This window comes from Pseudanabaena sp. BC1403 (genome assembly GCF_002914585.1).
Classification (GTDB): Bacteria; Cyanobacteriota; Cyanobacteriia; order Pseudanabaenales; family Pseudanabaenaceae; genus Pseudanabaena.
In genome coordinates this window covers 58,554-84,886 of sequence record NZ_PDDM01000008.1, presented here as the reverse complement: position 1 = coordinate 84,886, position 26,333 = coordinate 58,554, and the positions used below count along the sequence as shown (strand labels likewise).

Below are 26,333 nucleotides of genomic sequence, written 5' to 3'. Positions count from 1 at the left end.
GTCATTATGGATTAAGTTGTTACCCAAAACAAATTAATCACGTACATATACAAAGGAATCCCTACAATAATGTTGAAAGGAAATGTAACAGCCAAAGCCGTCGAAACATAGAGGCTAGGATTGGCTTCTGGCACAGTAAGACGCATGGCAGCAGGTACTGCAATATATGATGCACTGGCACATAGCACCGCAAATAAGAGTGCATCTCCTTGTGACATGGAAATCAATTTAGCGATCGCAATGCCAACACCCGAATTCAAGATTGGCATCAAAATTGCAAAAGCAATTAAGAAAACACCTGTTTTTTGGAGATCTTTAATTCTTTTGGCGGCGACTAGCCCCATATCCATCAAGAAGAACGTCAACACTCCATAAAACATGTCTTGAGTAAAAGGCGACAATACATGCCATCCCCTTTCACCTGTTAAGCAACCAATAATCAAACTGCCAACTAGCAAAAACACGGAACTATTTAAAAAAGCTTCGCGTAAAACTTCTGACCATGCAAATTCGCTAGTTTCTCCTTTGTTCGCTTTGTCTGCGGCAGTAAATAGGCTCACGAGGATCAGTCCCACAATAATTGCAGGAGACTCCATCAGCGCTAAGGCTGCCACCATATAGCCATCAAAAGAAATCCCCAACTGGCTCAAAAATGAACTTGCCGTAATAAAAGTAACAGCACTGATCGAGCCGTAAGTTGCCGCGATCGCGGCGGCGTTGTATGAGTCAAGCTTGATCTTAAGAATAAAAAATGAGTAAACAGGAACAACGCAAGCCATCAGGATCGCGGCAAGCATGGTCAGCACTACAGCTTGGCTAATGCCACTTTTAACTAGCTCAACCCCACCCTTAAACCCGATCGCCAACAGTAAATATAGTGAAAATAATTTCGGAATTGGCGGCGGGATTTCTAAATCTGATTTAATCAACACCGCTAACATGCCCAGAAAAAAGAACAGGATTGGCGGGTTAAGCACATTAGAAACGATTAGGTCTAAATCCATTTGGACAGATCCATTAAAAATAAAAGGATTTTTTTAAAAACAATTCGTACATCATGACAGTCTACAGAATTGTATGGTGATCGCTATCGGAAATGCGTTATGAGAAACACACCTTTAATCCGAAAGACTGAAGACAGTCAGCAATTCTCATTAACAAAATTGTTTTCATAATTAGAGTTGCTGGAAAGCAGGGCTTTGCAACGCCTTTAGTATTTCAGGTTTGATATCATTAAAGAAAAGTATTTGTTTTGGGAGAATATCAAGATGACAGCGATCGCTCCTCCCCCTATCAAACAACAGGAAAACTTAGCAGATTCACGATCCCAGCAACTCATCACTGATCAGTGGATTAGTGCAACATGGGACGAGTTTGTAAAGATTCTCGAAAATCCTCTGTATGCAGAATCTCGTTGCTATTACGACACTAATCAAATTAAGCAAATGAGGATTGAAACTATGCCTGTGGGTTCAGAACATGCACGAGATAATGGCATTATCTACTTTGCGATCGCCTTATACTGCACATTAAAAAATATTCCCATTACAGGCTTACTTAATGCTAGCTATGTCAAAACAGGAGTTCAAGGCTGTCAGCCAGACATCTCGTACTACGTTGGTGAAGTCTCATCCCACGCACCTTGCAGTAGTTCCATCGTCAGTCTCGATGAATCGCCTGCACCGAATTTGGTGATTGAAATATCTAGTTCCACGATCAATGATGACTTAGGAAAGAAGCGCTTGCTGTATGAGCAGTTAGGTACTAGTGAATATTGGGTGATTGATGTCCAAGAGGTGAAAATTATCGCCTTAGAAATGTTGGAAAATGGTGGCAGTCGTCAAATCACCTCATCTAAATTATTAGGTGGACTAGCGATCGCTGATCTCGAAGCTGCACTAAAACTCAGTCGCGAAAAATCTCAATCTGAAGTTGGGGCATGGCTATTACAGCGCTTTGCACTCTAAAATCCGAAAAGAGAGTCGCGGCGCGAAACACCTCAACTCTCTTTTCGGGTTTATAAAATTCGATGAGTATTTTAAATGAGGCGCTATACTATCTTTAGACATTAAACTGCATACTATTTTCTAATTTAGTTGCTTACCTTCCTTTAAACATTCATAGTTGGAAAAATGAGCGAACCAACTCCCTACGACAAATTAGGAGTCAACGACGAAGCCTCCTTTGAAGAAGTGCGCGATGCACGCGATCGCCTATTGCGCGAAAATGAGGGGGATGAGTCTCAACAAGAAATGATTGAGGTTGCTTACGATGCCATCCTTATGGATCGTTTACGCGCCCGAAAAGAAGGAAAGATTGCCGTACCCGATCGCATTCGTTATCCTGAACGTTTATCTGCGGCGATCCCTGCTGCTCTCCAAAACAATACACAGCGTCGCGCCCCATCTTGGTTGTCGAAACTCTTAGACAGTCCAAGCAAAAAAGACATTTATATCTCTCTGGGGATTTTTACAGGACTTGCAGCAGTTAGCTTTTTTGTCCCTGCTGTCACTACTACATGGCTATCGTTTGGTTTGATTGCCAGTGTTATTTTGCTAACCCGCAAAGAAAATCGCTTTGGACGTGCTTTGCTTATCTCCTTATCAGGAATTACTGTCGGTGTATTATTAGCAACTTTAACCAATCAAGTTTTAGTAGTATCACGTTTAGTAGGAAGTGGATTTTTCCCTAGCCCCATCCAGACAGTAATTATTTTGTTGGTGATGTGGCTTCATGCTTGTTTCTTGAGATAAAAGCGATTAGCGATTAGCTGTTTAGATGGTTTTGCACTCTTTTGCAAACTCAAATATATTAGAAAAGCCTTGCTTTGCAAGGCTTTTCTAATATATTTGGACAAGCTCATCACTAATAATACCAAAACACAAAGTGGCGCAGCCATTTTGTGCTTTTAAAACCCTTACAGGGTTTGGTTTTTAATTCACAGAAGTGTTGTCACACTTTTGTGAATTGGTATAACTTCAAAAAGATAAAATAATTATGTCTCCTATACTTTTTGGGATCGCACAACTTAATCCAGTCATTGGTGATTTGGTCGGTAACTGCGATCGCATACTAGCTGCTGCCCAAAAATTAGCTGAGCAAGGGGCGCAGCTAGTTCTGACACCTGAGTTATCACTTTGTGGCTACCCACCTCGTGACTTGTTGATGAATCATCAATTTGTGCGCGATATGGACAAGGCGATCGCTGAGCTTGCGAGTAATCTCCCACCTGATGTTGCAGTACTAGTGGGGACAGTATCAGTAAACCCACAGGCTAACCAAGCAGGAGGAAAACCACTATTTAATAGTGCGGCTCTATTGCTAGGTGGCAAGGTTCAGCAAATTTTTCATAAGCGGTTATTGCCAACCTATGACGTATTTGATGAAGATCGTTATTTTGCGGTAGGGAATGGGAGCCAAGTTTTTACGCTAAATCTGAAGGGGGGATCATCTCTAAATATAGGTGTAACCATTTGCGAAGATATTTGGAATGACGAGAAATTTTGGGGAAAACGTAGCTATGCCGATGATCCTGTTGCTGAACTAGCTGCGAATCACGAATTAGATTTGCTACTCAATTTATCGGCTTCACCCTATGCGGTTGGTAAGCAGAAGTTACGCGAAGCGATGTTGAGTCATAGTGCGCTCATGCACGACTTGCCATTGCTGTATGCCAATCAGGTTGGGGCAAATGATGATTTGATCTTTGATGGGCGGAGTATGGCATTCAATCGACGTGGTGAAATAATTGCGCTTGGCGAGGGTTTTGAGGAAGATTTATTAATTGTGCGTTTAGATGGAGTGGTGCTATGCCCCACTCCATCTAAATACGAAACTGATGATGCGGAAATTTTTGCGGCTCTAGTGCTTGGTGTGCGTGACTACGTCCAGAAATGTCGATTTCGTCAGGTAGTGATTGGTTTGAGTGGCGGCATCGACTCGGCTCTAGTTGCAGCGATCGCAGCAGAGGCAATTGGCAAAGCGAATGTGTTAGGGGTACTGATGCCTTCTCCCTACAGTTCTGCACATTCAATTACCGATGCGATCGCCTTGGCTCATAACTTAGGAATCTCTACGCAAACAATTCCAATTCAGCCAATGATGGAAGCCTTTGACGCTAGTCTTAGCAATCTATTTGCGGGGCAAACTAATGATGTGACTGAAGAGAATTTGCAGTCGAGAATTCGCGGGAGCCTGCTGATGGGAATCTCTAACAAGTTTGGTCATTTACTCCTTTCTACAGGTAACAAATCAGAGGTTTCAGTGGGGTACTGCACGCTTTATGGTGATATGAATGGTGGGCTTGCTGCGATCGCAGATGTCCCCAAAACAAGAGTATTCTCTATTTGTGAATGGCTAAACCGTACTAATTATAATTTATCGATTAAACAAGGAATCTTTGAAGTAATTCCTGTGAATATTATTACCAAGCCGCCCAGTGCTGAGCTCAAGCCTGATCAACTAGATCAAGATTCCCTTCCTCCCTATGACATCCTTGATGATATTTTGCACAAGCTGATTAATCAACATCTCGCTGCTGCGGAAATTATTGCCACAGGGCATGAGCCAGCGATCGTTGATCGCGTAGTGCGTCTGGTCAAAATCGCGGAATTTAAGCGCCGCCAAGCTGCCCCTGGTTTGAAAATCACTGATCGCGCTTTTGGTTCTGGTTGGAGGATGCCGATCGCTAGTAAAGTCACCTCATTGTAGACTTTTGAGATTTTTTGAGCAGCACATCCTACGAACGTACTTCTCACAAATTATTTTGGATTGATATTTGCTATCGATTTCAAAGAACTTGTTGATATCCTGATTGACTGATAAAACTGTGGGAATCCGCATTTTACACTAGGGGCAGGTTTTGCTAAAAGATTTGCTGTAAGCCAATCACGGATCTACTAAACCTGCCCCCACAGAGATTTATCAGTCAATCTGGTTGACATCTCTATCTGTGGGAGTAATGAGTCTCAGACAGGAATATTGAGAAAGATATACAATGTAAGGCTAAGGCTATTGCACCTAACGATTGATTTGTATATTTATTCCTTCCAGCTCTTTGCGATTAAGATTGAATCAGTAAATTTTTCAACAGTGTTGCGAAGTAACACTGTTGAAAAATTTATTGAGCTTTGTTTGATTGTAAACAGCTATAAGGAATGGGTTCTTAATCTCTCAGATTGTTTCTATAAAAGTATTTGTAAAGCAAATTACATCGCTTTGCCTATGGCAAAAGTGAAAAGTTTAATTTGATATTCGTATATTGGGCTTAACCAAATGTATACAGTTTTAGAAGCGATCGCTACTGCGAACCCACCTTATAAACTAACACAGGCAGAAGCTGCGGACTTTATGTTAAAAACAGAAAGTTTATCAGCTTCCATTAGAAAAAGAATTCCATCAATTTATGCAAATTCAGGAATCGATTATCGCTTTAGCTGTATTTCAGACTATGGTGGCGATCTCCAAAATTTTGAATTATATCCTCATAATTGGGAACTCACGCCCGCCCCAACTACCTTTAGCCGCAATCAAAAATATGAAACCTATGCTCCGAAAATTGCCTTGCAAGCTGCACAACAAGCGATCGCTGAAGCCGAAAATCTTAATGCTCAAGACATCACCCATTTAATTGTAGTCAGTTGTACTGGCTTTTCTGCTCCTGGTATCGATATTCACCTCATCAAGCATTTAGGGCTTTCCTATACTGTCTCTCGCACGATGATTGGCTTTATGGGCTGTCATGCAGCTTTTAATGGACTCAGAACTGCTCATGCCATCTGTCAAAGCGATCGCCAAGCTAAAGTTCTCTTAGTTTGCGTTGAGCTATGTTCATTGCATTTTCAAGTCGCTGACACCTTAGAAAATACGATTATCAACGCCATTTTTTCCGATGGAGCTGCTGCCGCGATTTTGACTTCAAATCCATTTGCTCAAGCGGAAGGAAAGCTAGCTTATACCGATGGATATAGTTTGCTGATCGAAAACACTGAAGAACTAATGAATTGGACAATTGGTGATACTGGTTTTTTGATGGGCTTATCACCGAGAGTTCCTGATGTAGTAGTATCGCATCTACCAGATTATTTACAAGCTTTCTTAAAGCAACATCATCTCACGACCAATGATCTGGATTTTTGGGCAATTCATCCAGGGGGAAGAAAGATTATTGAAAATATTCAATCAGCTTGTGAACTTAGCGATCGCATGGTGGCTGATTCCTTTGAGGTCTTGTGCCGTTATGGCAATATGAGTTCGCCGACAATTCTATTTATCCTCAAACAGATTTTAGATAAACATCAATCAGGAGCATCTGCTCCCTTTCAAAATGGGATTGCCTTAGCCTTTGGTCCTGGGCTATCAATTGAAGGTTGTCTATTTCAAAAAGTCTAAGCGTATAAAGCCCTACAATGTAACGCCCGCTGCGCGGGCGTTACATTGTAGGGCAATAACTCACACAATTAGGAACATATATGCCTTCATTTCAAATCCGTACTAATCAAGATGAATTGATGGATGATTTTTCAATTCAGGATGAGCGACTTACTGACGCATTAGAGCAACTGCGCCCGATCAATCAACTACTGGGCGGATATGCAACTACGATGGAAATCCTCTCGCCTTTTCTCAAAGCCCGATCGCAATCAAATCAAACGACACGCATTCTTGATATTGGCACTGGCATCGGCGATTTCCCTGAATATATTGTGCGTTGGGCGGCAGCTCAATCTCCTGCAATTAATGTCGAGATCGTTGCGATCGATGCTAATCCTGTCACCGTAGATTATGCCCGTGCAGCTTTAAAAAAGCGATTGCCAGCAGATCTACAAGCAAAAATCAAAGTGGAAGTTGCGGATGCTTTGGCTTTGCCCTATGCTGACCATGAGTTTGATATTGCGATCGCAGCAATGTTTTTGCATCACTTTGCCCATGAGAATGCCGCGCAAATTGTGCGATCGATGCAGCGGATCTCGAAGCATGGCATTCTGATTAATGATTTACATCGTCATCCTTTTGCCTATTATGGAATCTATGCGCTAACAAGGCTATTGCCTGCTGTGCAGATGGTTCGCAATGATGCACCACTTTCAGTTTTGCGTGGGTTCAAATCCTCTGAATTAAAAAGCATCGCTGAATCGGCAGGATTGATTAATTTCTCGCTCAAATGGCGCTACGCCTTTCGCTGGGTGCTGAACACAATAAAGGCTTAAGATCTGCGAAAACGGTCGAGCACGGGGCATCGCCCCTATCGATAATACCAAAACTCAAAGTGGCGTAGACATTTTGTGTTTTGGTATTACTAATTTATAGGCTGGGGAAATTTTTTAGCGGAAATCACCTAAACGTAAGATTGGTTAGCGATCGCGTAACCCATCATTCTTGCCCAATCGATGCTTAATGTTTTGACATAGTTAAAGCCAAACAAAAAGAGTTGCGCCGCAACTCTTTTTGTTTTTTTATCACAACAGATGTCTAGTCACACAGCCTTAGACGGCTAACCCTACCTCAATCTTGGCTAACATCGCCCATAGCAGGGGGATCGCTGTGATAAGCTAGCAGAGTTAGTGTCATTAACACGAATAAACATGGATCGACCTTCTCGCTCTGTTCCCCAAGCCGCACAAGCCGCCTATTCAGGGGATTCGTCATACGGACGCACACCGCCGCCTGACTTACCTTCGCTACTACTAAAAGAGCGAATTATTTACTTTGGGTTGCCTCTTGTATCTCCCGACGAATACAAACAGCAGCTTGGTGTCGATGTTACAGAATTGCTCATCGCCCAACTTTTATATTTGCAATACGAAGATCCTGAAAAACCGATTTTTCTGTATATCAACTCCACGGGGACATCTTGGTATACAGGCGATGCAATCGGTTTTGAAACCGAAGCCTTTGCTATTTGCGACACACTCAACTATATCAAGCCCCCCGTCCATACAATCTGCCTCGGACAAGCCATGGGAACCGCCGCGATGATTCTCGCTAGCGGAACCAAAGGCTTTCGAGCTAGCTTGCCAAATGCCACGATTGTCCTGCACCAAGCCCGCCGTCAAACCAGAGGACAAGCCTCTGATTTGCAGATTCAGGCAAAGGAAGTATTGACTAACCGTGCCGCAATGCTAGAAATCTTGTCGCGCACCACAGGCAAGTCAACCGAAGCCATCACCAAAGACATGGATCGGATGTTGTATATGACTCCTGTGCAAGCCAAAGAATATGGGCTGATCGATCGCGTTCTTGAAAGCACAAAAGACTTGCCCAAAGCAGTTCCCGCACTCGTTTAGTTAGGAATTACGAATTACGAAATTGTAACTCGTAATTCGTAATTCGTAATTTGTAATTCCTAATTCCTAATTCCTAATTCTTAATTAAACCTATGCCTATCGGTATTCCTAGAGTTCCCTATCGCTATCCTGGTGATTCCTACACGCAGTGGATTAACATCTATGAGCGTCTGTCGATGGAGCGCATCATCTTTTTGAGTGGTGAAGTAACAGACGGTATGGCAAATGCAATTATTGCCAGACTGCTCTACTTTGACTCTGAGGATCAAACCAAAGATATTTATATCTATATCAACTCTCCTGGTGGATCGGTTTCGGCAGGCTTGGCGATCTTTGACACGATGCAACATATCAAGGCGGATGTGACCACAATTTGCGTGGGGCTGGCAGCTTCGATGGGTTCATTCCTATTGATGGCTGGCGCTAAAGGCAAGCGGTATGCTTTGCCCAATGCCAGGATCATGATTCACCAGCCTTCAGGTGGAACAAGAGGTCAAGCCTCAGATATTGAAATTGAGGCGCGGGAAATTATTCGCATTCGCCAAAAGCTGAATGAAGAATATGCCAAGCGAACAGGGCAGCCTCTAGAGAAGATCGAGCGCGATATGAATCGTGACTACTATATGTCTTCTCAAGAGTCTCTCGCCTATGGATTAATCGATCGCGTTCTTGATTCACCACAATAATTTCAAAACCAAACAAAAAAGGCGACACTTTGTGTCGCCTTTTTTGTTTGGTTTTTATAGCTATAGAACTTTGTGTTCAAACCCGAACCAATAAATTTTTTTAAAATGTTGCAACGCAACACTTTTAAAAAATTTATTGTAGTTCTTTTGATCAAAAATTGCTGTATGTAAAACTTACATTGCTATAGCTACAGATTCTTAGAATAGCGTTGCCATTTTAAGAATTTATACAAAAAAGAGTTGCTGCACTTTGTGCAGCAACTCTTTTTTGTGTGTCTTAGCTTATGTGGCGATAGCTATATACCAATTCTTGAAATTGTGGTTATCTTCTCAAGAATTAAAAACCAACACAAGGAAGGTTTTTAACTCTCAAAATGGCATTGCCATTTTGAGAGTTGGTATTACGTAGAACTCAAATGATGAATCTATTACTTACTGCTAGCGACGCAGAGCAATCTCCCCGTGGTTATCCTAGATTTTTACCATCACAAGAATTCCTTCTACGTAATATCTGTAAATTAATTGAAGACAATAGGATCATCTAGATTTTTGCAGAAATCCATGTAAGATGGCTCACTTTCACTACCATCAGCAAATTGAGCTTTAATCCATTGCTTGCACAATTGGTTGTCAGTGGAACTATCCCATACCATCTTGGTATTCTCGCCTGAAGCAATACCTGAGCCGATATCAAATTGTCCCCAAGTTTTATTTGGCTCACCAACCAATAGCTTTTTGATAGTAGAATTACTGTTATTTTTAACGTAAAAGTACCACTGATCAGCAGAAGCGGAAGCAACATTTGCCACCAGACTGAAAGCAATTAGGCTTGCAGAAACCAAAAAACTTTTCTTAATCATTATCTTGATATTTTTAAAATCAGTTCGTAAGTATGACTATAAACTATAAAATCTTATTTGCAACATTGATTGCTATTCATATAACTTTTGTATAACTTTTGCTCTTGTTTAGCTGTGACTTTTGTTATTCAATCTATTCAATATCAACCTTATCAGCTTGCTTTTCGAGAGCCTTTTCAAACAGCATTAGGAAAACTTTCCCATCGCGAAGGATTTATCGTTGAGATCAGCGATCGCAAATCTGATCATGGCGTTCAGCATATGGGTTTAGGTGAAGCTGCCCCGCTTGATGGGTTTGGAATGGAATCTCTTACTGAAACTGAAAAGGTTTTAAGAGAAGCTCAGCGATCGCTGATTAATGCAGAAATTAACGATCTGAATGATATTGAGAACTTACTTGCAAAATACGATCGCACTCCTGCCGCAAAACATGGAATTGAATTAGGACTGCTCAATCTGTTATCACAATTGCAAGGTATATCCATTTCTCAATTGCTAGCAAATTCCTTCTCTGGGATAGTTCGTGATCAAGTAGCCGTTAATGCTGTGATTGGGGCAATCGCACCTGAAAGAGCCGTATCCAAAGCAAAACAGTATATAGAGCAAGGTTATCACTGTCTCAAAATCAAAGTAGGAACCAACGATTTTGGAATGGATTTGCGAAGAGTGGAAGCAGTGCGATCGCAGTGCGATGCTCATATCCAGATTCGGATTGATGCTAATCAAGGATGGTCTGTGACCGAAGCGATCGCTAATTTAAAAAAACTTGAATTTTTGCAAATCGAATATGTCGAGCAGCCTGTTGCTGCTTCTAATTTGTTAGGTATGGCAGAAGTCAGGCGATCTCAATCAATTCCAGTTGCTGCTGATGAGTCCGTAAATAATCTCACTCAATTGCAGCAAGTGATCGATACTCAAGCCGCCGATATTATTATTCTTAAACCAATGGCGCTAGGCGGTCTCATCACCGCACATCATGCAGCAGCGATCGCTTTCAAAGCTGGCTTAGATGTTGTAATAACAACGACAATCGACGGTGCGATCGCGCGTCAGGGAGCTTTTGACCTAGCTGCCGCCTTACCAATTAAGCGAGCATGTGGCTTAGCCACTGGACATTTGCTTATAGAAAATTAAAGAGGGTGCATTGCACCCTCTTTAATTTTCTATATAGCTGTCGCCAAGTGTACTAGGACATAAAACCCAAGAATTGATTGGCGGCGCTTCGCGCCGCCAATCAATTCTTGTTAAATTATTAATTAAAGACGACGCGATGCGCCGTCTTTAATTATTTCTCACGACGAGATGTACCAGACTCTTGGAAGATCTGGATCGCGTTGAGTGGATCGCTAATAAAAGTACCAGACCGATTCACTTTCTGGGGAGAGGCATTGTAATTACCAGGGATGACTGGCTGAATCTCCTCAACGTCGAGATTGATATTTTGAATTTTGAGATCTGAGCGCGGAGAATCTCTTTCTATTGAAAATTGATCAGTATTTGTAGGAGAGATCGGCTGACCTTGAGCAGGACGTAGGCGGTCAGCATCACCTCGTTGTGGTTGCGTTGATTGTGCAAATACTGGACTAATCGTAGTGCTAGCGATCGCTAGTACTGCGATCGTCAAAACCTGAGAAATGCGTTGATAATGTCTGTTCATAAATTCCTCGCATTGGCAGTCAGCGATATTAACTACAATAATCGCTCATTATATTCACAAAAAATAGATACCCTCAAATAGCCAACTCTAATCTTTAGGTTTAATCACGTTTTTAAAGCCTAATACCAACAAAATATTTGTGATGGTCAAGAATGACTCAGCACTGCCATGCAACCAATCAACATTGGCTAAAGATTTGCCGTAATGGACTTGAGCATAAATTCCAGCGGGAATTGTAATCGCCACAAATACTAATGTCCCATAAAATCCCCAAAGTCCCAGCTTGGGAAATTGGCGTGATTTGGTAGCAAACCAGAGAAAGGCTAGATAGGGAAATAGAGATAAACCGAATAAGGCTTCTTTGGGCATAGTTTCATCTTTTTTTGCTGCTAGGTTTTCCAGAAGCAAAAAGCTAAATTTGTGGTTTTGCGTTGGCGATTTTCCAGATAAAGTAGGCTGCGATCGCGAGAGTGGTATTGCCAATTAAAGTTAGTGCGGCTTGCACCGTAACTAGCCATTCCAACGAATCAGCGTTATCAAAAAAGTGCCAAGTCACGGCGCACATCGCACTGACTAAAGCAGGAAACATAGCCCATGCTAAGTTGCGCCAACCGCGATCGGGATTTTGCTTGTCGTATTGCCAAATTAGCCAAATCGCTAAAGTCCACTCGATGACGCTAGAAATATGAATTACCCATGTGGGCAGAGATAAAGAGTGCATAATTTTTTTGATACTCTCGTGGTGCTTCACGCCACGAAAGTATGATTTTAATGTTTGGTCTCGCGCATAGCTAAAAATTCGCGTATTTGCCGATCGCTTGGTTGAGCAGTGATCGCACCCATACTTAATGTGGTTAATGCACCTGCGGCGCAGGCATAAGCGATCGCGTCATTGGCAAACTTTGGATCGAGTAAATGGGTAAGCGGACGGTGATAAATCTTATGAATAAAGGCAGCTAGAAAAGCATCCCCCGCACCAGTTGTATCAATCGAATGTACAGGAAAAACGGCATGTTTGTCCTGTCGTTCGCCCAAATAGTAGCGACAATCTTTGTCACCATTAGTGAGTAAAATTCCTTCGAGATGGCTATAGGCTTGAGATATTGCGGCGGGACTGGTAAGACGAAATAGTAACTTTGCCTCATCCTCGGTCATTTTCAGGAAATCGGTGTACTTCAGCAAGACAGGCAATAGTTTGGCAACCTGCTCAGGATTTTTCCAGAACATCGCTCGCCAATTGACATCAACGACCACCTTTACAAAGTTCTCTTCCGCTAGCTTCAGAGCGCGACCGATTGCTCTAGATGTTTGCGGACTAGATAAGCCCAATGTGCCTAATATCAAAAACTTGGCATCAGAGAATAAATGCTCAGGCAAATGCTCGGCAGACATCAAAGTGTCTGCATATACAGTTTGAGCATCACCATTAAAGCGAGCAAAACTGCGATCGCCTTGAGCATCGCGGGTGACATATACCTCGCGAGTAGTGGATTCAGGATGCACTTGCACGCCTGAAGTCTCCACACCTGCTGCTCCCAACTGTTTGAGCAAATCGGTTCCTGTAGCATCTTGACCAACGCAGCTAATTAAGCTTACTGGTGTTCCCAGCTTGGCCAAACCACAGGCAACATTGGCAGGGGCTCCGCCAAAATAAGGCTTCCAAGAGCTAACTTGCTCATAAGGAGCACCAATATCTTCAGCTATTTGATCGATTAAAACTTCGCCAAGACAAATTACACGCGGCATAGCGGACTTTACGACGACATTTTGGACTTTCGCGATTCAATAATAGCAATAGCTGAATCCACTTTATCGGGGAATACCACAACTAAACTACTTTGAGGGGCGCTATCCAAGGCAGCTGTGATGGCTTCCGCTTCGTCAAGAATTGTAATACAGGGAATATTAGGATTAATCTCTTGAACTCCCTGACGCAATAAATCCGCAACGACGCGAGGGGCACGACCTCGCAGATCTTTATCTTCTTTAATAAAGATTTGCCCAAACATATTCGCCGCAAGTTGCCCTAATTCGATAATGTCTTCATCGCGTCGATCTCCAGGTGCACCGATCACCCCAATCGCTTCACCATTCCATTTCTGGATAAAGTCAGCGATCGCTTTAAATCCCGCAGGATTGTGAGCATAATCGACCAAGGCATGATATTTACCCAAATCAAATAAATTCATCCGTCCAGGGGTTTGCTCACTCGAAGCCACAAATGTGGAAAGCCCTTGACGAATCTCTTCAATCTGTACATCTTGACAGAAGGCGGCTAAACTTGCTGCCAGAGAATTTTGAATATTGAAGGCAGCACGACCACCAAGGGTCAAAGGTACGTTGACAGCTTCTTCAATTCGTAGTTTCCAATCCCCTTTTAAGATTGTTAGATATCCTTCTTCATATACTGCGGCAAGTCCACCTTGCTCGATATGAGATTTGATTAAAAGACTATCAGGATCCATGCTGAAGTAAGCAATCTTTGCATCCACATCTTTAGCCATCGCAACAACCAATGGATCATCAGCATTCAGGACAGCATAGCCACTCGGCAATGTTGTTTTGACAACTACACTCTTAAGCCTTGCCAAGTCTTCAATTGTGTCAATGTCGCCAATGCCAAGGTGATCGGCGGCTACATTCATCACCACTCCCACATCGCTGCCATCAAATCCTAATCCCGATCGCAAAAGACCGCCTCTAGCTGTTTCGAGGACTGCAACTTCAACCGTAGGATCACGCAGGATTACTTGAGCACTGTAGGGGCCAGTTGTATCGCCCTTTTCAACTAAACATTCGCCAATGTAAATCCCATCGGTAGTGGTGTAACCAACTCGTTTGCCAGTTTGCTTGAAGATATGAGCAATTAGGCGTGTAGTAGTAGTTTTACCATTTGTCCCTGTGATCGCCACGATTGGTATTCTTGTAGGCGCTCCAGGGGGGAATAGCATATTGATGACTGGCGCTGCTACATTGCGGGGTGTGCCAATGCTGGGAGCAGTATGCATTCTGAATCCGGGAGCTGCATTGACTTCCACGATCGCACCATCAGTTTGGCGTACAGGCAAAGAGATATCTTCAGTGACCATATCGATGCCTGCAATATCCAGACCGATAATTCTTGCCACGCGCTCTGCCAGCCAGATATTTTCGGGGTGAATCTCGTCTGTGCGATCAACTGATACGCCACCAGTACTTAAATTTGCAGTTGCCTTGAGATAGCAAACTTGACCATTTGGCGGTACAGATTCCAATGTAAAGCCCTGTCTCGCAAGGATATCCATACTCGTGCGATCAATCTCGATACGAGTCAATACATTGTCATGACCATCGCCACGACGCGGATCTTGGTTAGTAATTTCAATTAGTTGGGAAATTGATGACACCCCATCACCTGTGACATTGGCAGGAACGCGCTCAGCAACTGCCACAAATTTGCCATTGATCACCAATATACGATGATCCCTTCCAGTATGAAATCTTTCGATAATTACTTCTTCGGATACTTCTTGCGCCATGTCAAAGGCATCTATCGACTCTTTGATACTACGTATATCAATGGTGATCCCACGACCATGATTGCCATTTAAGGGCTTGATTACAATTGGAAATCCGCCGACTTCCGCGATCGCATCTTCTAGATATTTGGGCGATCGGATCGTTGTTCCCCTCGGCACTGGCACACCTGAAGCCCGCAAAATACTCTTTGTCCCTTCCTTGTCACAGGCTAACTCAACAGCTAAGATCCCCGTTTTGTTTGACAAAGTTGCCTGAATCCGACTCTGATGAACCCCATATCCAAGCTGAATCATGGCGCGGCTGCCCAGTTCTAACCAAGGAATATTTTGGGCTTTAGCTTCGGCAACAATCGACTCGGTACTTGGTCCTAATTGTCCATCAAGGCGAATATCTCTTAAATCCTTGAGATCCTCTTGCAACTCAGTAGTTGCATAGGTTCCTGTTTCCAGAATACTAGTACAGATTCTTACTGCTGCACGCGCTGCATAGCGGCCTGCACCTTCGGTTTGATACTCAAATACGACTTGATAAACGTTATTCTCAACAGTGGGTCTGATTGCCCCGAAGTCAACCTTCATGCCAACATAGCCTTGAAGAGCGATCGCAATATCTTTGACAATTTCTGCTAAGAAATCAGAGTCACTAATATCTGGACGCTGTGCAATGTCTTTCCCCGCTAGACTTGGCAAAACTTTACATAAATTTTGATAAAAGCTAGTCCGTTGTACTTGAAAATCCTCTAAATCTAATCGCACAACTACAAGCTGATGTCTTTGGATACTCCAATAGTTTGGACCACGTAATGTCTGGATTTTGAGAATTTTCATAGTCAAGCGTTTTTAAAGGTGCATCCAATGCCTAAATGTCCAGTGTCTAATCCTAGCGATCTTGTGGATCTTCATTTTGTATAAATTGAACCAAAATTAGATTAGTTAACAATAACTTCAGTAATTCTGTTTCTCTCAGAGCTTTGCGCTCGGGTGAATCCAAATTTTGGGTTAACCAATGACTTAGAAATACCTTCAACAATAAAAACCTAGTTAAACTAACTGTTGTGATTCAGATATTGTCATTATGAAAGTCATTGTTAAACCAATTTCAGCTTTTCCCCTATCAATTGTCTGACTGCCATAAGATACCAGATTTCTACAGAGATTCATCGGTATGTTGATGTTGTTGAGGTAAAGTCTCAATTCTGCCAGGAATTGGCTTTTGATTAGGTTGTAACCCCGACAACATGCGCGAAAGTTGCAAGCCATCAAGGACTGTCTTAGTCTCACGAATTTTGTGCCAAACCGATCGCGCCATCAACAAGGAATGCCCTTGCCGTTCGGCACGAATCCCTTCTAAATAATCTTCCCGTTCAGGCTGATAATCTGCTGATGATAGTTGCAAGCTTACATTGTCGGATAATTTCTCAGGAGATTGCTTGGTGACAATTTGGGCGATTTGCGAAGTGAGTTCAGGATAAAGCCATGTATAGGCAGGATGAACTGTAAGTTGGCAATGGTGAACCAATTTTTCTTCAGGCTGGTTGACGGTCGGGCGCTGCAATAGCAGATAAAAGTAGCCGATCGCAGCTTTTCGTTGTGGCTCATAGACATAGCCCGATACATCTTGTAAGTGATTGATTAACAATGAACTGTGATTAACCAGCTTGTCGATAGTCTTTGCCCTAAAATCATCGATGTTGAGATCGTAAACTTGGCGAATATGTGGGGGCATCGCAGCTGTGTCCAGTTGATAAAGCAAGCTAGCATCAGCATTACTAACGGGCATCAAATTTGGTAGATCGGGAGAATGCTGCGCCAGTTCGTGCAGACTTGCGGCATCAATTTCCCAATCGGTGAACTGAGCTAATGGCTGAAATCCATTTTGCCGATAGAGCGCGATCGTATCTTTTTGATTAATGTCAACTTGTAATACCCATGTCCGCGCTTCTAGACAAGATTCTAGGCAATAGCGAATTAGTTGTGTGCCAACGTTGTGTTGACCATTCTGAGCTTCTGGCAAAACCACGACGCGATCAATCTGCCAAGTACTACTGTTGTTATTAAAGGGGGAAACGCGAATAAACCCTTGGATGACACCATTACATTCAGAGACATAGGCACGTAAATAGGGCTTGAGTAGGGTTTGCACAGGCGCAGGCAACCAACTAGCAAGCTGGTGCAAGCTGGTTTTTTGGCGGCTGCGACAACCACTGAGATCGCTAACTGCAATTTGTTCGAGATCATTGGGAGATGCGAATCTCTGAATGATCTCTATGTCGCGGTGCTGTAGTGGGCGGATTGTGTTACCAAGCACTGGAAAAGGTTGCATATGCTCACGCCAGAAAGGGAGTTGATAAAGCCTAGGAGATTGACCTGAAATATTAAAATTTGGCTTGGGGTGTCTTAATTACAAAGCTTTGTGCTCTAACTAGAACCAATAAATTTTTTTAAAATTTATTGGTTCACTTGATGAAAAATGGCTGTAAGAACTAAGAAAAACCCTTTGCCTATAATTTTAATACATATTCTTGGAATGCCGTCCCGAAGTGCTCCCTTTTCTTAAGAACAGGAAAAAGTGCGATGTTGCAAAGATGGCATCTGGCGACGGATTTGGTCAATGCGCGAAGGTTGAATTTCGGCGATCGCAACACCAATGCGATCGCCTGCATCAGCGAGGACAATGCCCCAAGGATCGACAATCATCGCATGACCATGGGACTGGCGGCGAGGCGTATGCATTCCCACTTGAGCAGGTGCGATCACATAGCTAGTATTCTCAATTGCTCTAGCTTGCAATAAAACTTGCCAATGATCTTTGCCAGTAAAAGCCGTAAAAGCAGCAGGAACAAACAATACATTTGCACCGTTCTGAGATAAATGGCGATAAAGCTCTGGAAATCTTACGTCATAGCAAACTGATAGCCCTAAGTTGCCATATTTCTCGGACATATATACAGGTGGAGACTCAGTGCCTGCTAGCACCGTAGCCGACTCCTGATAAGTATTGCCATCAGGCAGATTCACATCAAATAGATGCATCTTTCGATAACGCGCTAGTTCTTCACCTTCACGCCCAATCAGCAAGGCGGTGTTGTACATTTTGCCACGATTACCATTATTGCTTTCAGCAACAGGCACAGGAAAACCACCACCAAGTAACAAGATTTGATAGCGTTGTGCGATCGTAATTAAAAACTTTTCGCTCTTTTCTGCAATTTCTGTAGAAAGTCTTGTCTTTTCGTTCTCATCTCCTAAAAACGAAAAGTTTTCAGGTAGACAAACTAATTCTGCACCTCGATTCACTGCCAGTTGGATCAAATCTTCTGCTTGAGCAAGATTTTTATCTACATCAGAGACACTGGTCATTTGTACGGCAGCCGCCAAATATGACTTCATTTCAATCCTTAAAACTTTCCCACATAAATTCAGATGTGCTGTAAAGCACTTAACTTAGATTACCGCGCTATAGCGCTTGTGCTCCTATTTTTTATTTTATAAAGAGAGTCGGTGCTTTGCCCCGACTCTCTTTCCCTTTAGCCAAGCTTGCCAGTGACAATATAAGCAACTCGCTGCCCCACATTAGCGGCATGATCTGCCATGCGCTCTAAATGGTGAATTGCTAATACCATCAGCATTATAGGTTCCATTGGCTCTCCACCAAATAGCTTTTGAGCCGCTAATAAGTTATAGATTTGCTTGTAGTCGTCGTCAACAGCATCATCCTTTGTCTTAATTTGCAAACCAATATTTTCATCAAGGTTAGCTAGGGCTTCTAAACTCATGGCAAGCATGGCTCGACAGCGATTGGACATTACCTGCAATTCGCTGAGATAGGGAGATGGAGGATAAGTAAAAAGTTTAATGGCAATATCACCAAGGTTTTCAGCGTAGTCTCCGATCCGTTCAATGTCGCGGATCAGCTGCATCAAGGCACTTAGTAATCTAATATCGCGAGCAACTGGCGACTGTAAGGTGATCAATTCAATGCAATCGATTTCAATTTGGCGATAGATTTGATCAATTTGTTTGTCTTGAGGATCAATACGAGTTGCAGCTTCAAGATCGCGCTCAAATAAAGCTGCATGAGCTAAGAGGAATGAATTTTCGACAAGTGCTCCCATTCGTAAAGAATCTTGTTCTAGGCGATGCAGTTGGCGTTCAAATTCGCTCCTTGTTCGTTTTTGACTTAGATATGAGGTCTCGTTCATTGGCTCCCACCAAATTTAAATGGGATGAAAAACTATCCTAAAAATGGTTTATGAGAGTGGACACCTTTTGGTTACACTCCCATAAACCATTTGAGGTCTTTATCTTTAGATATCTTTACATAACTTGTAGAGATCGACAGTGTTTGTAAATACTATAAAAAAAATAAGAGATAATTATAGATATACATAACTAATTACAAACCAAAACCCACAAAGTTTCTCCCGCAGGGTAAAAGCTTTAAGGGTTTGGGTAATTTATTTTGTACAAGTACTTAGTATGAAGTGCTAACTCTTAATGCTTTTATTTAAAAACATTCGTTGGAACTAATTCTGAAGTTGTAAGATGCCGATCGCGATCGCCATCCCCGTTAAATAAAACCAACGTGGTTGAAGAATTTTGCTCAAAGCCAATCTGCTCGTAAAATTTTTGCTGATGAGTGGTCATCAAATAAACACGCTCAACATTGCAAACATTGGGATGCGCTAACACTGTTTGGACTAACTTCCGACCTAAGCCAGCACCCCGATAGTCGGGATCGATCACCACGTCCCAAATTGTCGCCCGATAAATGCCATCACTAGTAGCGCGAGCATGTCCGATTAGGCGATCGCCATCCCACACTGTTACAACTGGATTGGAGTTAGCGATCGCGATCGCCATCCCCGCCAAGGTACGTTCCTTTGCCCAAAATGCCCCTAGTCGAAATAATCCTTGTAACTGTTCTAAATCGACTTCTTCATGGCGATCGCTAAAGCGAATGTGGCGATGATCCATCTGCTTGTTTTCCCGCATTGATTAACCCATTTTGTACTAGGTTTACACACTACTGATCCCGTCAATGTATCTATTTTTGCTAGAACATATTTTGCACTTTTACTAAAAAGAGGGGGCGCAACGCCCCCTCTTTTTAGTAAAAGCAATCATTCCTTATTTGCTAGGTTGCCAAGGCTCAGGCAAATAAACTTTTTTTGCCAAGCCAACTGCTTTTAGCAGATTGATTACGCCCCAAGTTGGATCAATTTCCCACCATTTCAAACCAGAACGTGCCGACTTAGGAAAAGCGTGATGATTGTTGTGCCAGCCTTCGCCGTAGGTCAAAATTGCTGCCCACCAAAGGTTTGTGGAATGGTCAGGGGTTTCCGCAAAGTTTTTATAACCCCATTTGTGACAGGCAGAGTTAATCAACCAAGTGCTATGCCAGAGAAATACTGAGCGTACCGCCACACCGTAAACCAAGAATGATGCACCTAGTCCAGAGAAAACCTTTTCGCCAATTACATATAGCAATGCGGCAAGGGGCACTTGCAACAATAGGAAATAAACATCTAAAAACTTGTAGTAAGGATCGTTGGCAAGATCGGGCGCAAATTTACTGTAGTTGGAACGCTGAAAATGCTCAGGCTTGGAGTACATGATCCACATCATGTGGCTCCACCAAAAACCTTTGTTTGCCGAGTAGGGATCTTTTTGATTATCTTCTGTAAAACCGTGATGTTGACGATGTCCGCCCACCCAAAATACTGGCCCACCTTGCAGTGCTAATGCGCCGATAGTAGCGATGATGTATTCCAACCACTGAGGCACTTGAAAGCTCCGATGGCTAAGTAAGCGATGATATCCTAAAGTAATACCGATGCTGCCAAATAACCAATGTAAGAAAACTGTAAGAATTACAGCTTGCCAAGAGAAGTAAAAAGGAGCAGCTAGGGCAGCAATATGAAAAGCACTGAAGAAGGCGACATTTGTCCAGTTCAGTTTTTGTTCAGTTGAGATGGCTTCAGTAGTAGCGGTCATGAAATAACAACTTTGTGGGTGGTGAGGAAATGCAAGTATCACTTACAGTTATATTAAGTTTAACTGCTTTTTAAGTAATAATGCAAGTATCACTTGCAAATCATCTCAATGGTACATGCTCTCATGTCTGTATCTCGAATTCCTACTCGTCAACGCATAGTGAACACAGCACTAGAATTGTTTGCTAGTAAAGGAATCACCGAGACAACTACTCGCCAAATCGCTGACTTTGCTCAGGTCAACGAAGTAACTTTATTTCGTCATTTTGGAAATAAACATGGATTATTGCTAGCCGTATTGCAAGAATGTCTGCAAAAATATTTGGTGTTGGCGCAAGTGGGAGAGTCGCTCATGGTGTCTGATATCTCTAGTCAGAGTGATTTGCGGAGATTTCTCAAATATTACATTCAAAGCTCATTGCGGGCACTCGAAAGTGTGCCTGAGTTGGTGCGATCGCTAGTTGGCGAGGCGGGACAATATCCCCTTGAAAGCCGACAAGCCTTGGCGCAAGGAATTAATCAAGTTAATCAAACGATCGCAACTGCCATCAATGATGTATTGGTCAATTCGCGCTTGCAATATTCTTTACCCCCGATCAAGCTTGCTAACTTATTAAATACTTGTATTTTGGGCTACGCAGTGATCACTTTAACCAGCGATGTGCAGGCAATTTGGCGCGATCGCGACGAGTTTGTCAGTACGCTTGTCGATATGTTTATTCAAGAAGTTAACCCGCTCGCCCAAGCGCAACCAATTAACGATATCTCTGCGGAGACTGTACGCGAAATCCTATTGCAAGCCAAAAAATGTGGGGTAAAGGACTATGCGATCGCCTATTTGCTATTTGGGGCAGGACTGACGGCACTCGATATTACGAGATTGCGCTTAAAAGACTATCAACACCAAGCTAACCACGGAATTTTAATAACTAGGGATGCTACGGGTAATGAGAGATCCGTACCACTTAATCAAAAAATTCTTGGTCATCGCTATGGCTCGGCAACTAATAATCCCCTTAGTGCTTACCTCAAGACTCGCAAGAATGAGTTAAAGGATTTAAAAGATCTGAAAAATATTGAGGATGTTGCATCTTTGCTTCTTAGTAGCGACGGTAAACCACTATCCTTAGAAGAGATCGAACAACTTTGGGAGCGTTGGACACAGCCATATCGAAATTTGAATGGCTCACCTTTAACAATTGATCAGGCTCGGCATACTTGGTGTATAGAAATGTTATCTCGTGGCATTGATGTTGATAGTTTTTGCATCATTAGCGGCATCAAGCCGAAGGAATTGCAAGCTTATCAAACCCGTCTTAATCAAAAGTTAGCGATTGATAAAGCGATCGCGCTTGACACTTAAAAATAAATTACCGAAACCCTTAAGGTCGCGCCCCTGTGGGGCGCAACCTTAAGGGTTTCGGTTTGAAATTAATTATGCCCATCGACTTAAAAGTGCAGCTAAAGTGCCGCTTTTGATGAAACCAATTTTGTGGTTTGCAGCCCCGCAGGCGCTGCAAACCACAAAATTGGTTTTGGTGACTTTTTTTGCTATTTCCACCAAGTTGATTAACTTGGTGTATAATTCGGGCGTTTAATGTACTTAAAAGATTGAGTACATTACATCTGTTCTTGGTGCATTAGATTACGGAGCATCTTTGAGTTGAGAGGCTAACAGATTGGCATTATCGGAGTTCAGATCGGCATTTCCAATTGAAGTTTTGGGTAGAGAAGCAAAGTGAGAGTTCCTCTAGACTGTTACCGTATTCTAGGTTTAACACACCTGTCAGGGCTAGACAAAGTTCATCAAGCCCATCGCGATCGCCTGCTCTCTATGCCAAGGCGAGAATATTCTGATGCGGCAATCGCTTCTCGTAAGCGCATCATTGATAAAGCTTATGAAACTCTAACCGACCGCGATCGCCTTAGCGCTTCAAGTGAAAGTGATGCATTGGAGGCAGATAGCGATCGCCAAGTTTTGACATTGCCACCTCAAATCGAAGCTGACGAAAAAGACTTTGCGGGGCTATTACTGATTTTGTATGAACTCGGCGAATCCGAGAAAGTTTTATCCCTTGCTAAACCTTATTATGATCCTGAAGAAGCCGAATATCAGTCAGCAAGAATTTCGCCTCATGATCCTGATTTACTTCTCTCTGTATCGCTTTCCTATCTAGATCTTGGTCGCGAATATTGGAAACAAGGACAATATGAATCTGCGGCTTCATCCCTAGAATCGGCTCAAGAAATTTTATTGCGAGAAGGATTATTTCTCAGTATTCGTAGTGAAATTCAAGCCGATCTATTTCGCCTCCGCCCCTATCGAATTCTCGAATTGTTGGCATCTCCTGACAATCATACAGAAGCGCATCGCAAAGGCATGTCACTTTTGCAAGAGATGCTAGAAGCGCGGCGCGGCATTGATGGCTCTGGCAATGATTATTCTAGTCTCGGCATTGACGACTTTTTGCGATTTATTCAGCAATTACGTAGCTACATGACTGCGATCGAGCAGCAAACCTTGTTTGAAGAAGAAGCCCGTCGTCCGTCGTCCGTGGCAACCTATCTCGCAGTATATGCGTTGATTGCGCGTGGATTTTCACAACGTCAGCCCGCATTGATCCGTCGGGCAAAAGGGCTACTAGTTAAACTAAGTGCCAAGCAAGATATTTATTTAGAAAAAGCTGTATGTGCTCTTTTACTAGGGCAAACAGAGGAAGCGAGTTCCGCGATCGATCAGAGTGGCGAAGATGATCAAATCGCATACATCCGCCAAAATTCTGAAGGTGCACCCGATCTTTTGCCAGGACTATGCCTGTACAGCGAACGCTGGATGCAAGAAGAGGTCTATCCTCATTTCCGCGATCTGATGAGTCAAATCGTATCGCTTAAGGATTATTTTGCTGATGAGCAGGTGCAAGCATACCTAGAGGAATTACCTAATACTGGTGCAATGTCATCGGAATGGACTTCACCTGTGGGAGGCGATCGCTTTTCGGCAATGTCTTCCCTCGATGAGTCGCCATCTGCTAATCGAGATTTTGATCTTAATCCTGCCAAGAGCGCCGTTGCTGAACCAAAACTATCTACTTACGCTCCTGAAACGCCTAATCGTTTTCAACGCTCCACGATCCCTGTAATTGATAGGCCTGCTGCCTATGTCAATGCCAATGGGACTGGCAATGTAACAAGAGATCTGCCTAGCTCCCGTCGTACCAGCAATGTGCCGCCTGTCAGAAATTCGACAAGAGCCGCTAATGAATCTGTCAGGGAGATCAAGCGCCCATCTCAAGGTCACACATCAGTTCCTACATCTTCACCAAAACGTAAATTTAATGTTGGTCGGTTAGTAACGGTAATCGTTTTAGCGATCGCGGTGCTCGTTGGATCTATTTGGTTAGTTGTTTGGGCTGTTCGTGCCTTAACTGGCTCTCCACAGCCGCAGCCTATAACTTTAGAGAAACCAATCACAAATCTAGTCCAAGCACTTAAGGAAAATAATGCCGTCCCAGTTGCGCAACCAGGGCCTTTAGATAAAGAAACTGCTACCAAAGTTATCGAGTCATGGCAAGCAACTAAAGCAAAAGCTCTTGGCAAGGGATATGAAGATAATCTTTTAGAAGAAATTTTGATTGACCCTGCTCTGAGTGATTGGAAAGGACGAGCTAAAGAACTCAAAGCGAGTAACTCCTATTTGCAGTACCAAACAAAATCAAGCGCAGTTGATAGTGTTACGCCTGATGGCGATAGTAAGGCTAAAGTAGTTGCTAAGATTTCCGAGTCGCGCAATTACTTTAATAATGGCGAACTTGATCGTGGAGCATCAAAAGATGATGCCAGCTATACAGTTGAGTATGATTTGGTAAAAAAAGATAATCGATGGCTAATTAGGGAAATGTTGGTTTTCTAAATTGAAAAGTGACGCAAAGCTTTACTTTTAGTTTCAAAAAGACGAGTGGCGGTGCGAAGCACCGCCACTCGTCTTTTTGAAGTTAGAAATCTTCTACTGGTACTTCATCATCTTCAGGCTCAATTTCTTCGGGGACTACCTTTGTCGCTGAAACCTCAACACCTGCGGATAATTTTTCGCGTACTTGGCGTTCGACATCTTGAGCAAATTCTGGCTTGTCTTCCATGTATTTGATCGTGTTATCTCTACCCTGTCCGATGTTGTCACCTTGGTAGCTATACCAAGCACCCTTGCGGACAATGATACTCATTTCTTCGGCTAGATCGACTAGGCAACCAACTGTAGAGATCCCTTTCCCAAAAATAATGTCAAACTCGGCGATCCGAAAAGGTGGAGCAACTTTATTTTTGGCAACTTTGACCTTGGCGCGGATGCCATATTCTTCAGTGCCCTTTTTGAGGGTTTGGATGCGGCGAATATCTAGACGTACTGAAGCATAGAATTTCAGGGCAGTTCCGCCTGTGGTTACCTCAGGGCTGCCATAGGATACGCCGATTTTTTGACGCAATTGGTTTAAGAAAATGACGATGCAGTTAGATCTGCCGACATTGGCGGTGATTTTACGGAGGGCTTGACTCATTAGTCTTGCTTGTAACCCAACGTGGGATGCGCCCATTTCACCTTCGATTTCAGCGCGGGGCACGAGGGCTGCTACGGAGTCGATCGCAATGATATCTACTGCCATCGATCGCACGAGGTTATCGACAATTTCCAGTGCCATTTCGCCTGAGTCAGGCTGGGAAATCAGTAGGTTATTAATATCAACACCCACAGCCGCTGCATAAGTTGGGTCGAGGGCATGTTCGGCATCAACGAAAGCGGCAATGCCACCACGTTTCTGGACTTCGGCGATCGCATGAAGTACTAGAGTGGTTTTACCTGAGCTTTCTGGCCCGTACACTTCGATGACTCGACCTTTGGGGAGTCCACCACCTAGAGCAAGGTCGAGAGGTAATGCGCCGCTAGGGATGGTCTCAACACGCATATTGGTAGCATCGCCAAGACGCATGATTGCGCCTTTCCCATGATCCTTCTCGATTTTTTGCATGATTGCATCGAGCGCTTTCTTTTTCTCAGGGCTGATGCTTGTCTTTGCAGCTTGAGCACTCGGAGCAGTCTTATCAACTTGGCTATTTGCCGTCGCAGAGGAATTTTTCGCCATTACCGTTTGAGGTTTAGTTCGTCTAATAAGTCTGCCTCATTATGACACTAAGCTTCTGCATTTGAGGTGTTAAATTTGTGCTGAAATTTAAGTGACTACCTTGATTTTGCTAGCATTTAGATATTTGTACTAAAAATCTTCAATAAAAAGACGTAACATTTGTATGATCTCTTGTTCATCAAATTAAGTTTAGTTCCAA

Annotated in this window: 23 protein-coding genes; 10 read left to right on the top strand and 13 right to left on the bottom strand. The window is 43.0% G+C overall.

Annotation, left to right across the window (positions count from 1 at the left end):
• Positions 1 to 11: 11 nt before the first annotated feature.
• Positions 12 to 1,004, bottom strand: coding sequence for a sodium-dependent bicarbonate transport family permease (locus CQ839_RS09340; RefSeq protein ID WP_103668011.1), 993 nt, complete (start codon positions 1,002 to 1,004; stop codon positions 12 to 14).
• A gap of 264 nt (positions 1,005 to 1,268) precedes the next feature.
• Between CQ839_RS09340 and CQ839_RS09335 the strand changes: the two genes are divergently transcribed.
• The 7 genes from CQ839_RS09335 (at position 1,269) to CQ839_RS09300 (ending at position 8,971) form a co-directional block, all read left to right on the top strand.
• A complete protein-coding gene (locus CQ839_RS09335) occupies positions 1,269 to 1,967 on the top strand; it encodes a Uma2 family endonuclease (RefSeq protein WP_103668010.1) in 699 nt (232 codons plus the stop codon).
• Positions 1,968 to 2,132: 165 nt separating this feature from the next.
• Positions 2,133 to 2,753: a CPP1-like family protein gene (locus tag CQ839_RS09330; RefSeq protein ID WP_103668009.1), complete on the top strand. Its 621-nt coding sequence runs from the start codon at positions 2,133 to 2,135 to the stop codon at positions 2,751 to 2,753.
• Positions 2,754 to 2,997: 244 nt separating this feature from the next.
• Positions 2,998 to 4,710 (top strand): NAD+ synthase, encoded by a 1,713-nt coding sequence (locus CQ839_RS09325; RefSeq protein ID WP_103668008.1) that lies wholly within the window; start codon positions 2,998 to 3,000, stop codon positions 4,708 to 4,710.
• A 564-nt stretch (positions 4,711 to 5,274) separates the two neighbouring features.
• Positions 5,275 to 6,390 (top strand): type III polyketide synthase, encoded by a 1,116-nt coding sequence (locus CQ839_RS09315; RefSeq protein ID WP_103668006.1) that lies wholly within the window; start codon positions 5,275 to 5,277, stop codon positions 6,388 to 6,390.
• Positions 6,391 to 6,470: 80 nt separating this feature from the next.
• Entirely contained in the window at positions 6,471 to 7,208 is a 738-nt protein-coding gene (locus CQ839_RS09310; RefSeq protein ID WP_103668005.1) for a methyltransferase domain-containing protein, read from the top strand.
• A 375-nt stretch (positions 7,209 to 7,583) separates the two neighbouring features.
• Entirely contained in the window at positions 7,584 to 8,285 is a 702-nt protein-coding gene (locus CQ839_RS09305; protein WP_103668004.1) for an ATP-dependent Clp protease proteolytic subunit, read from the top strand.
• 92 nt (positions 8,286 to 8,377) lie between these two features.
• Positions 8,378 to 8,971, top strand: coding sequence for an ATP-dependent Clp protease proteolytic subunit (locus CQ839_RS09300; protein ID WP_103668003.1), 594 nt, complete (start codon positions 8,378 to 8,380; stop codon positions 8,969 to 8,971).
• Positions 8,972 to 9,489: 518 nt separating this feature from the next.
• On the opposite strand, the gene CQ839_RS09295 is transcribed toward CQ839_RS09300, so the two are convergent.
• Positions 9,490 to 9,831 (bottom strand): hypothetical protein, encoded by a 342-nt coding sequence (locus tag CQ839_RS09295; protein WP_258040676.1) that lies wholly within the window; start codon positions 9,829 to 9,831, stop codon positions 9,490 to 9,492.
• 114 nt (positions 9,832 to 9,945) lie between these two features.
• Here CQ839_RS09295 and menC point away from each other — a divergent pair, with 114 nt between their 5' ends.
• A complete protein-coding gene (gene menC, locus CQ839_RS09290; protein WP_181016157.1) occupies positions 9,946 to 10,965 on the top strand; it encodes an o-succinylbenzoate synthase in 1,020 nt (339 codons plus the stop codon).
• Positions 10,966 to 11,116: 151 nt separating this feature from the next.
• On the opposite strand, the gene CQ839_RS09285 is transcribed toward menC, so the two are convergent.
• The 10 genes from CQ839_RS09285 to CQ839_RS09240 form a co-directional block, all read right to left on the bottom strand.
• On the bottom strand, positions 11,117 to 11,488 hold the full coding sequence (locus CQ839_RS09285; RefSeq protein ID WP_103668000.1) for a hypothetical protein: 372 nt from the start codon (positions 11,486 to 11,488) through the stop codon (positions 11,117 to 11,119).
• A gap of 87 nt (positions 11,489 to 11,575) precedes the next feature.
• Positions 11,576 to 11,857, bottom strand: a complete 282-nt coding sequence (locus tag CQ839_RS09280) for a DUF3593 domain-containing protein (protein ID WP_103667999.1) — start codon at positions 11,855 to 11,857, stop codon at positions 11,576 to 11,578.
• A gap of 43 nt (positions 11,858 to 11,900) precedes the next feature.
• Positions 11,901 to 12,209 carry a DUF2499 domain-containing protein gene (locus CQ839_RS09275; RefSeq protein ID WP_103667998.1) on the bottom strand — a complete coding sequence of 103 codons (309 nt, stop codon included), beginning with the start codon at positions 12,207 to 12,209 and terminating at the stop codon, positions 11,901 to 11,903.
• 47 nt (positions 12,210 to 12,256) lie between these two features.
• The gene (locus CQ839_RS09270; protein ID WP_103667997.1) at positions 12,257 to 13,234 is read right to left on the bottom strand and encodes a carbohydrate kinase; all 978 of its coding nucleotides are present in this window, start codon (positions 13,232 to 13,234) and stop codon (positions 12,257 to 12,259) included.
• 8 nt (positions 13,235 to 13,242) lie between these two features.
• On the bottom strand, positions 13,243 to 15,834 hold the full coding sequence (cphA, locus tag CQ839_RS09265) for a cyanophycin synthetase (protein ID WP_103667996.1): 2,592 nt from the start codon (positions 15,832 to 15,834) through the stop codon (positions 13,243 to 13,245).
• A gap of 319 nt (positions 15,835 to 16,153) precedes the next feature.
• On the bottom strand, positions 16,154 to 17,329 hold the full coding sequence (locus tag CQ839_RS09260) for a GNAT family N-acetyltransferase (RefSeq protein ID WP_103667995.1): 1,176 nt from the start codon (positions 17,327 to 17,329) through the stop codon (positions 16,154 to 16,156).
• Positions 17,330 to 17,559: 230 nt separating this feature from the next.
• Positions 17,560 to 18,396 (bottom strand): carbon-nitrogen hydrolase family protein, encoded by an 837-nt coding sequence (locus CQ839_RS09255; RefSeq protein ID WP_103667994.1) that lies wholly within the window; start codon positions 18,394 to 18,396, stop codon positions 17,560 to 17,562.
• 137 nt (positions 18,397 to 18,533) lie between these two features.
• Positions 18,534 to 19,208, bottom strand: coding sequence for a phosphate signaling complex protein PhoU (phoU, locus tag CQ839_RS09250; protein WP_103667993.1), 675 nt, complete (start codon positions 19,206 to 19,208; stop codon positions 18,534 to 18,536).
• A gap of 301 nt (positions 19,209 to 19,509) precedes the next feature.
• On the bottom strand, positions 19,510 to 19,983 hold the full coding sequence (locus CQ839_RS09245; RefSeq protein WP_103668109.1) for a GNAT family N-acetyltransferase: 474 nt from the start codon (positions 19,981 to 19,983) through the stop codon (positions 19,510 to 19,512).
• A gap of 153 nt (positions 19,984 to 20,136) precedes the next feature.
• The gene (locus CQ839_RS09240; RefSeq protein WP_103667992.1) at positions 20,137 to 21,003 is read right to left on the bottom strand and encodes a fatty acid desaturase; all 867 of its coding nucleotides are present in this window, start codon (positions 21,001 to 21,003) and stop codon (positions 20,137 to 20,139) included.
• Between the two features lie 123 nt (positions 21,004 to 21,126).
• On the opposite strand from CQ839_RS09240, the gene CQ839_RS09235 reads away from it, so the two are divergent.
• Together CQ839_RS09235 and CQ839_RS09230 are read left to right on the top strand one after the other, a co-directional pair.
• On the top strand, positions 21,127 to 22,365 hold the full coding sequence (locus CQ839_RS09235; RefSeq protein WP_258040675.1) for a TetR family transcriptional regulator: 1,239 nt from the start codon (positions 21,127 to 21,129) through the stop codon (positions 22,363 to 22,365).
• 375 nt (positions 22,366 to 22,740) lie between these two features.
• The gene (locus CQ839_RS09230; RefSeq protein ID WP_146048715.1) at positions 22,741 to 24,912 is read left to right on the top strand and encodes an IMS domain-containing protein; all 2,172 of its coding nucleotides are present in this window, start codon (positions 22,741 to 22,743) and stop codon (positions 24,910 to 24,912) included.
• 82 nt (positions 24,913 to 24,994) lie between these two features.
• Here the strand turns inward: CQ839_RS09230 and recA are convergent, their stop codons facing one another.
• On the bottom strand, positions 24,995 to 26,134 hold the full coding sequence (recA, locus tag CQ839_RS09225; protein ID WP_103667989.1) for a recombinase RecA: 1,140 nt from the start codon (positions 26,132 to 26,134) through the stop codon (positions 24,995 to 24,997).
• Positions 26,135 to 26,333: the final 199 nt, after the last annotated feature.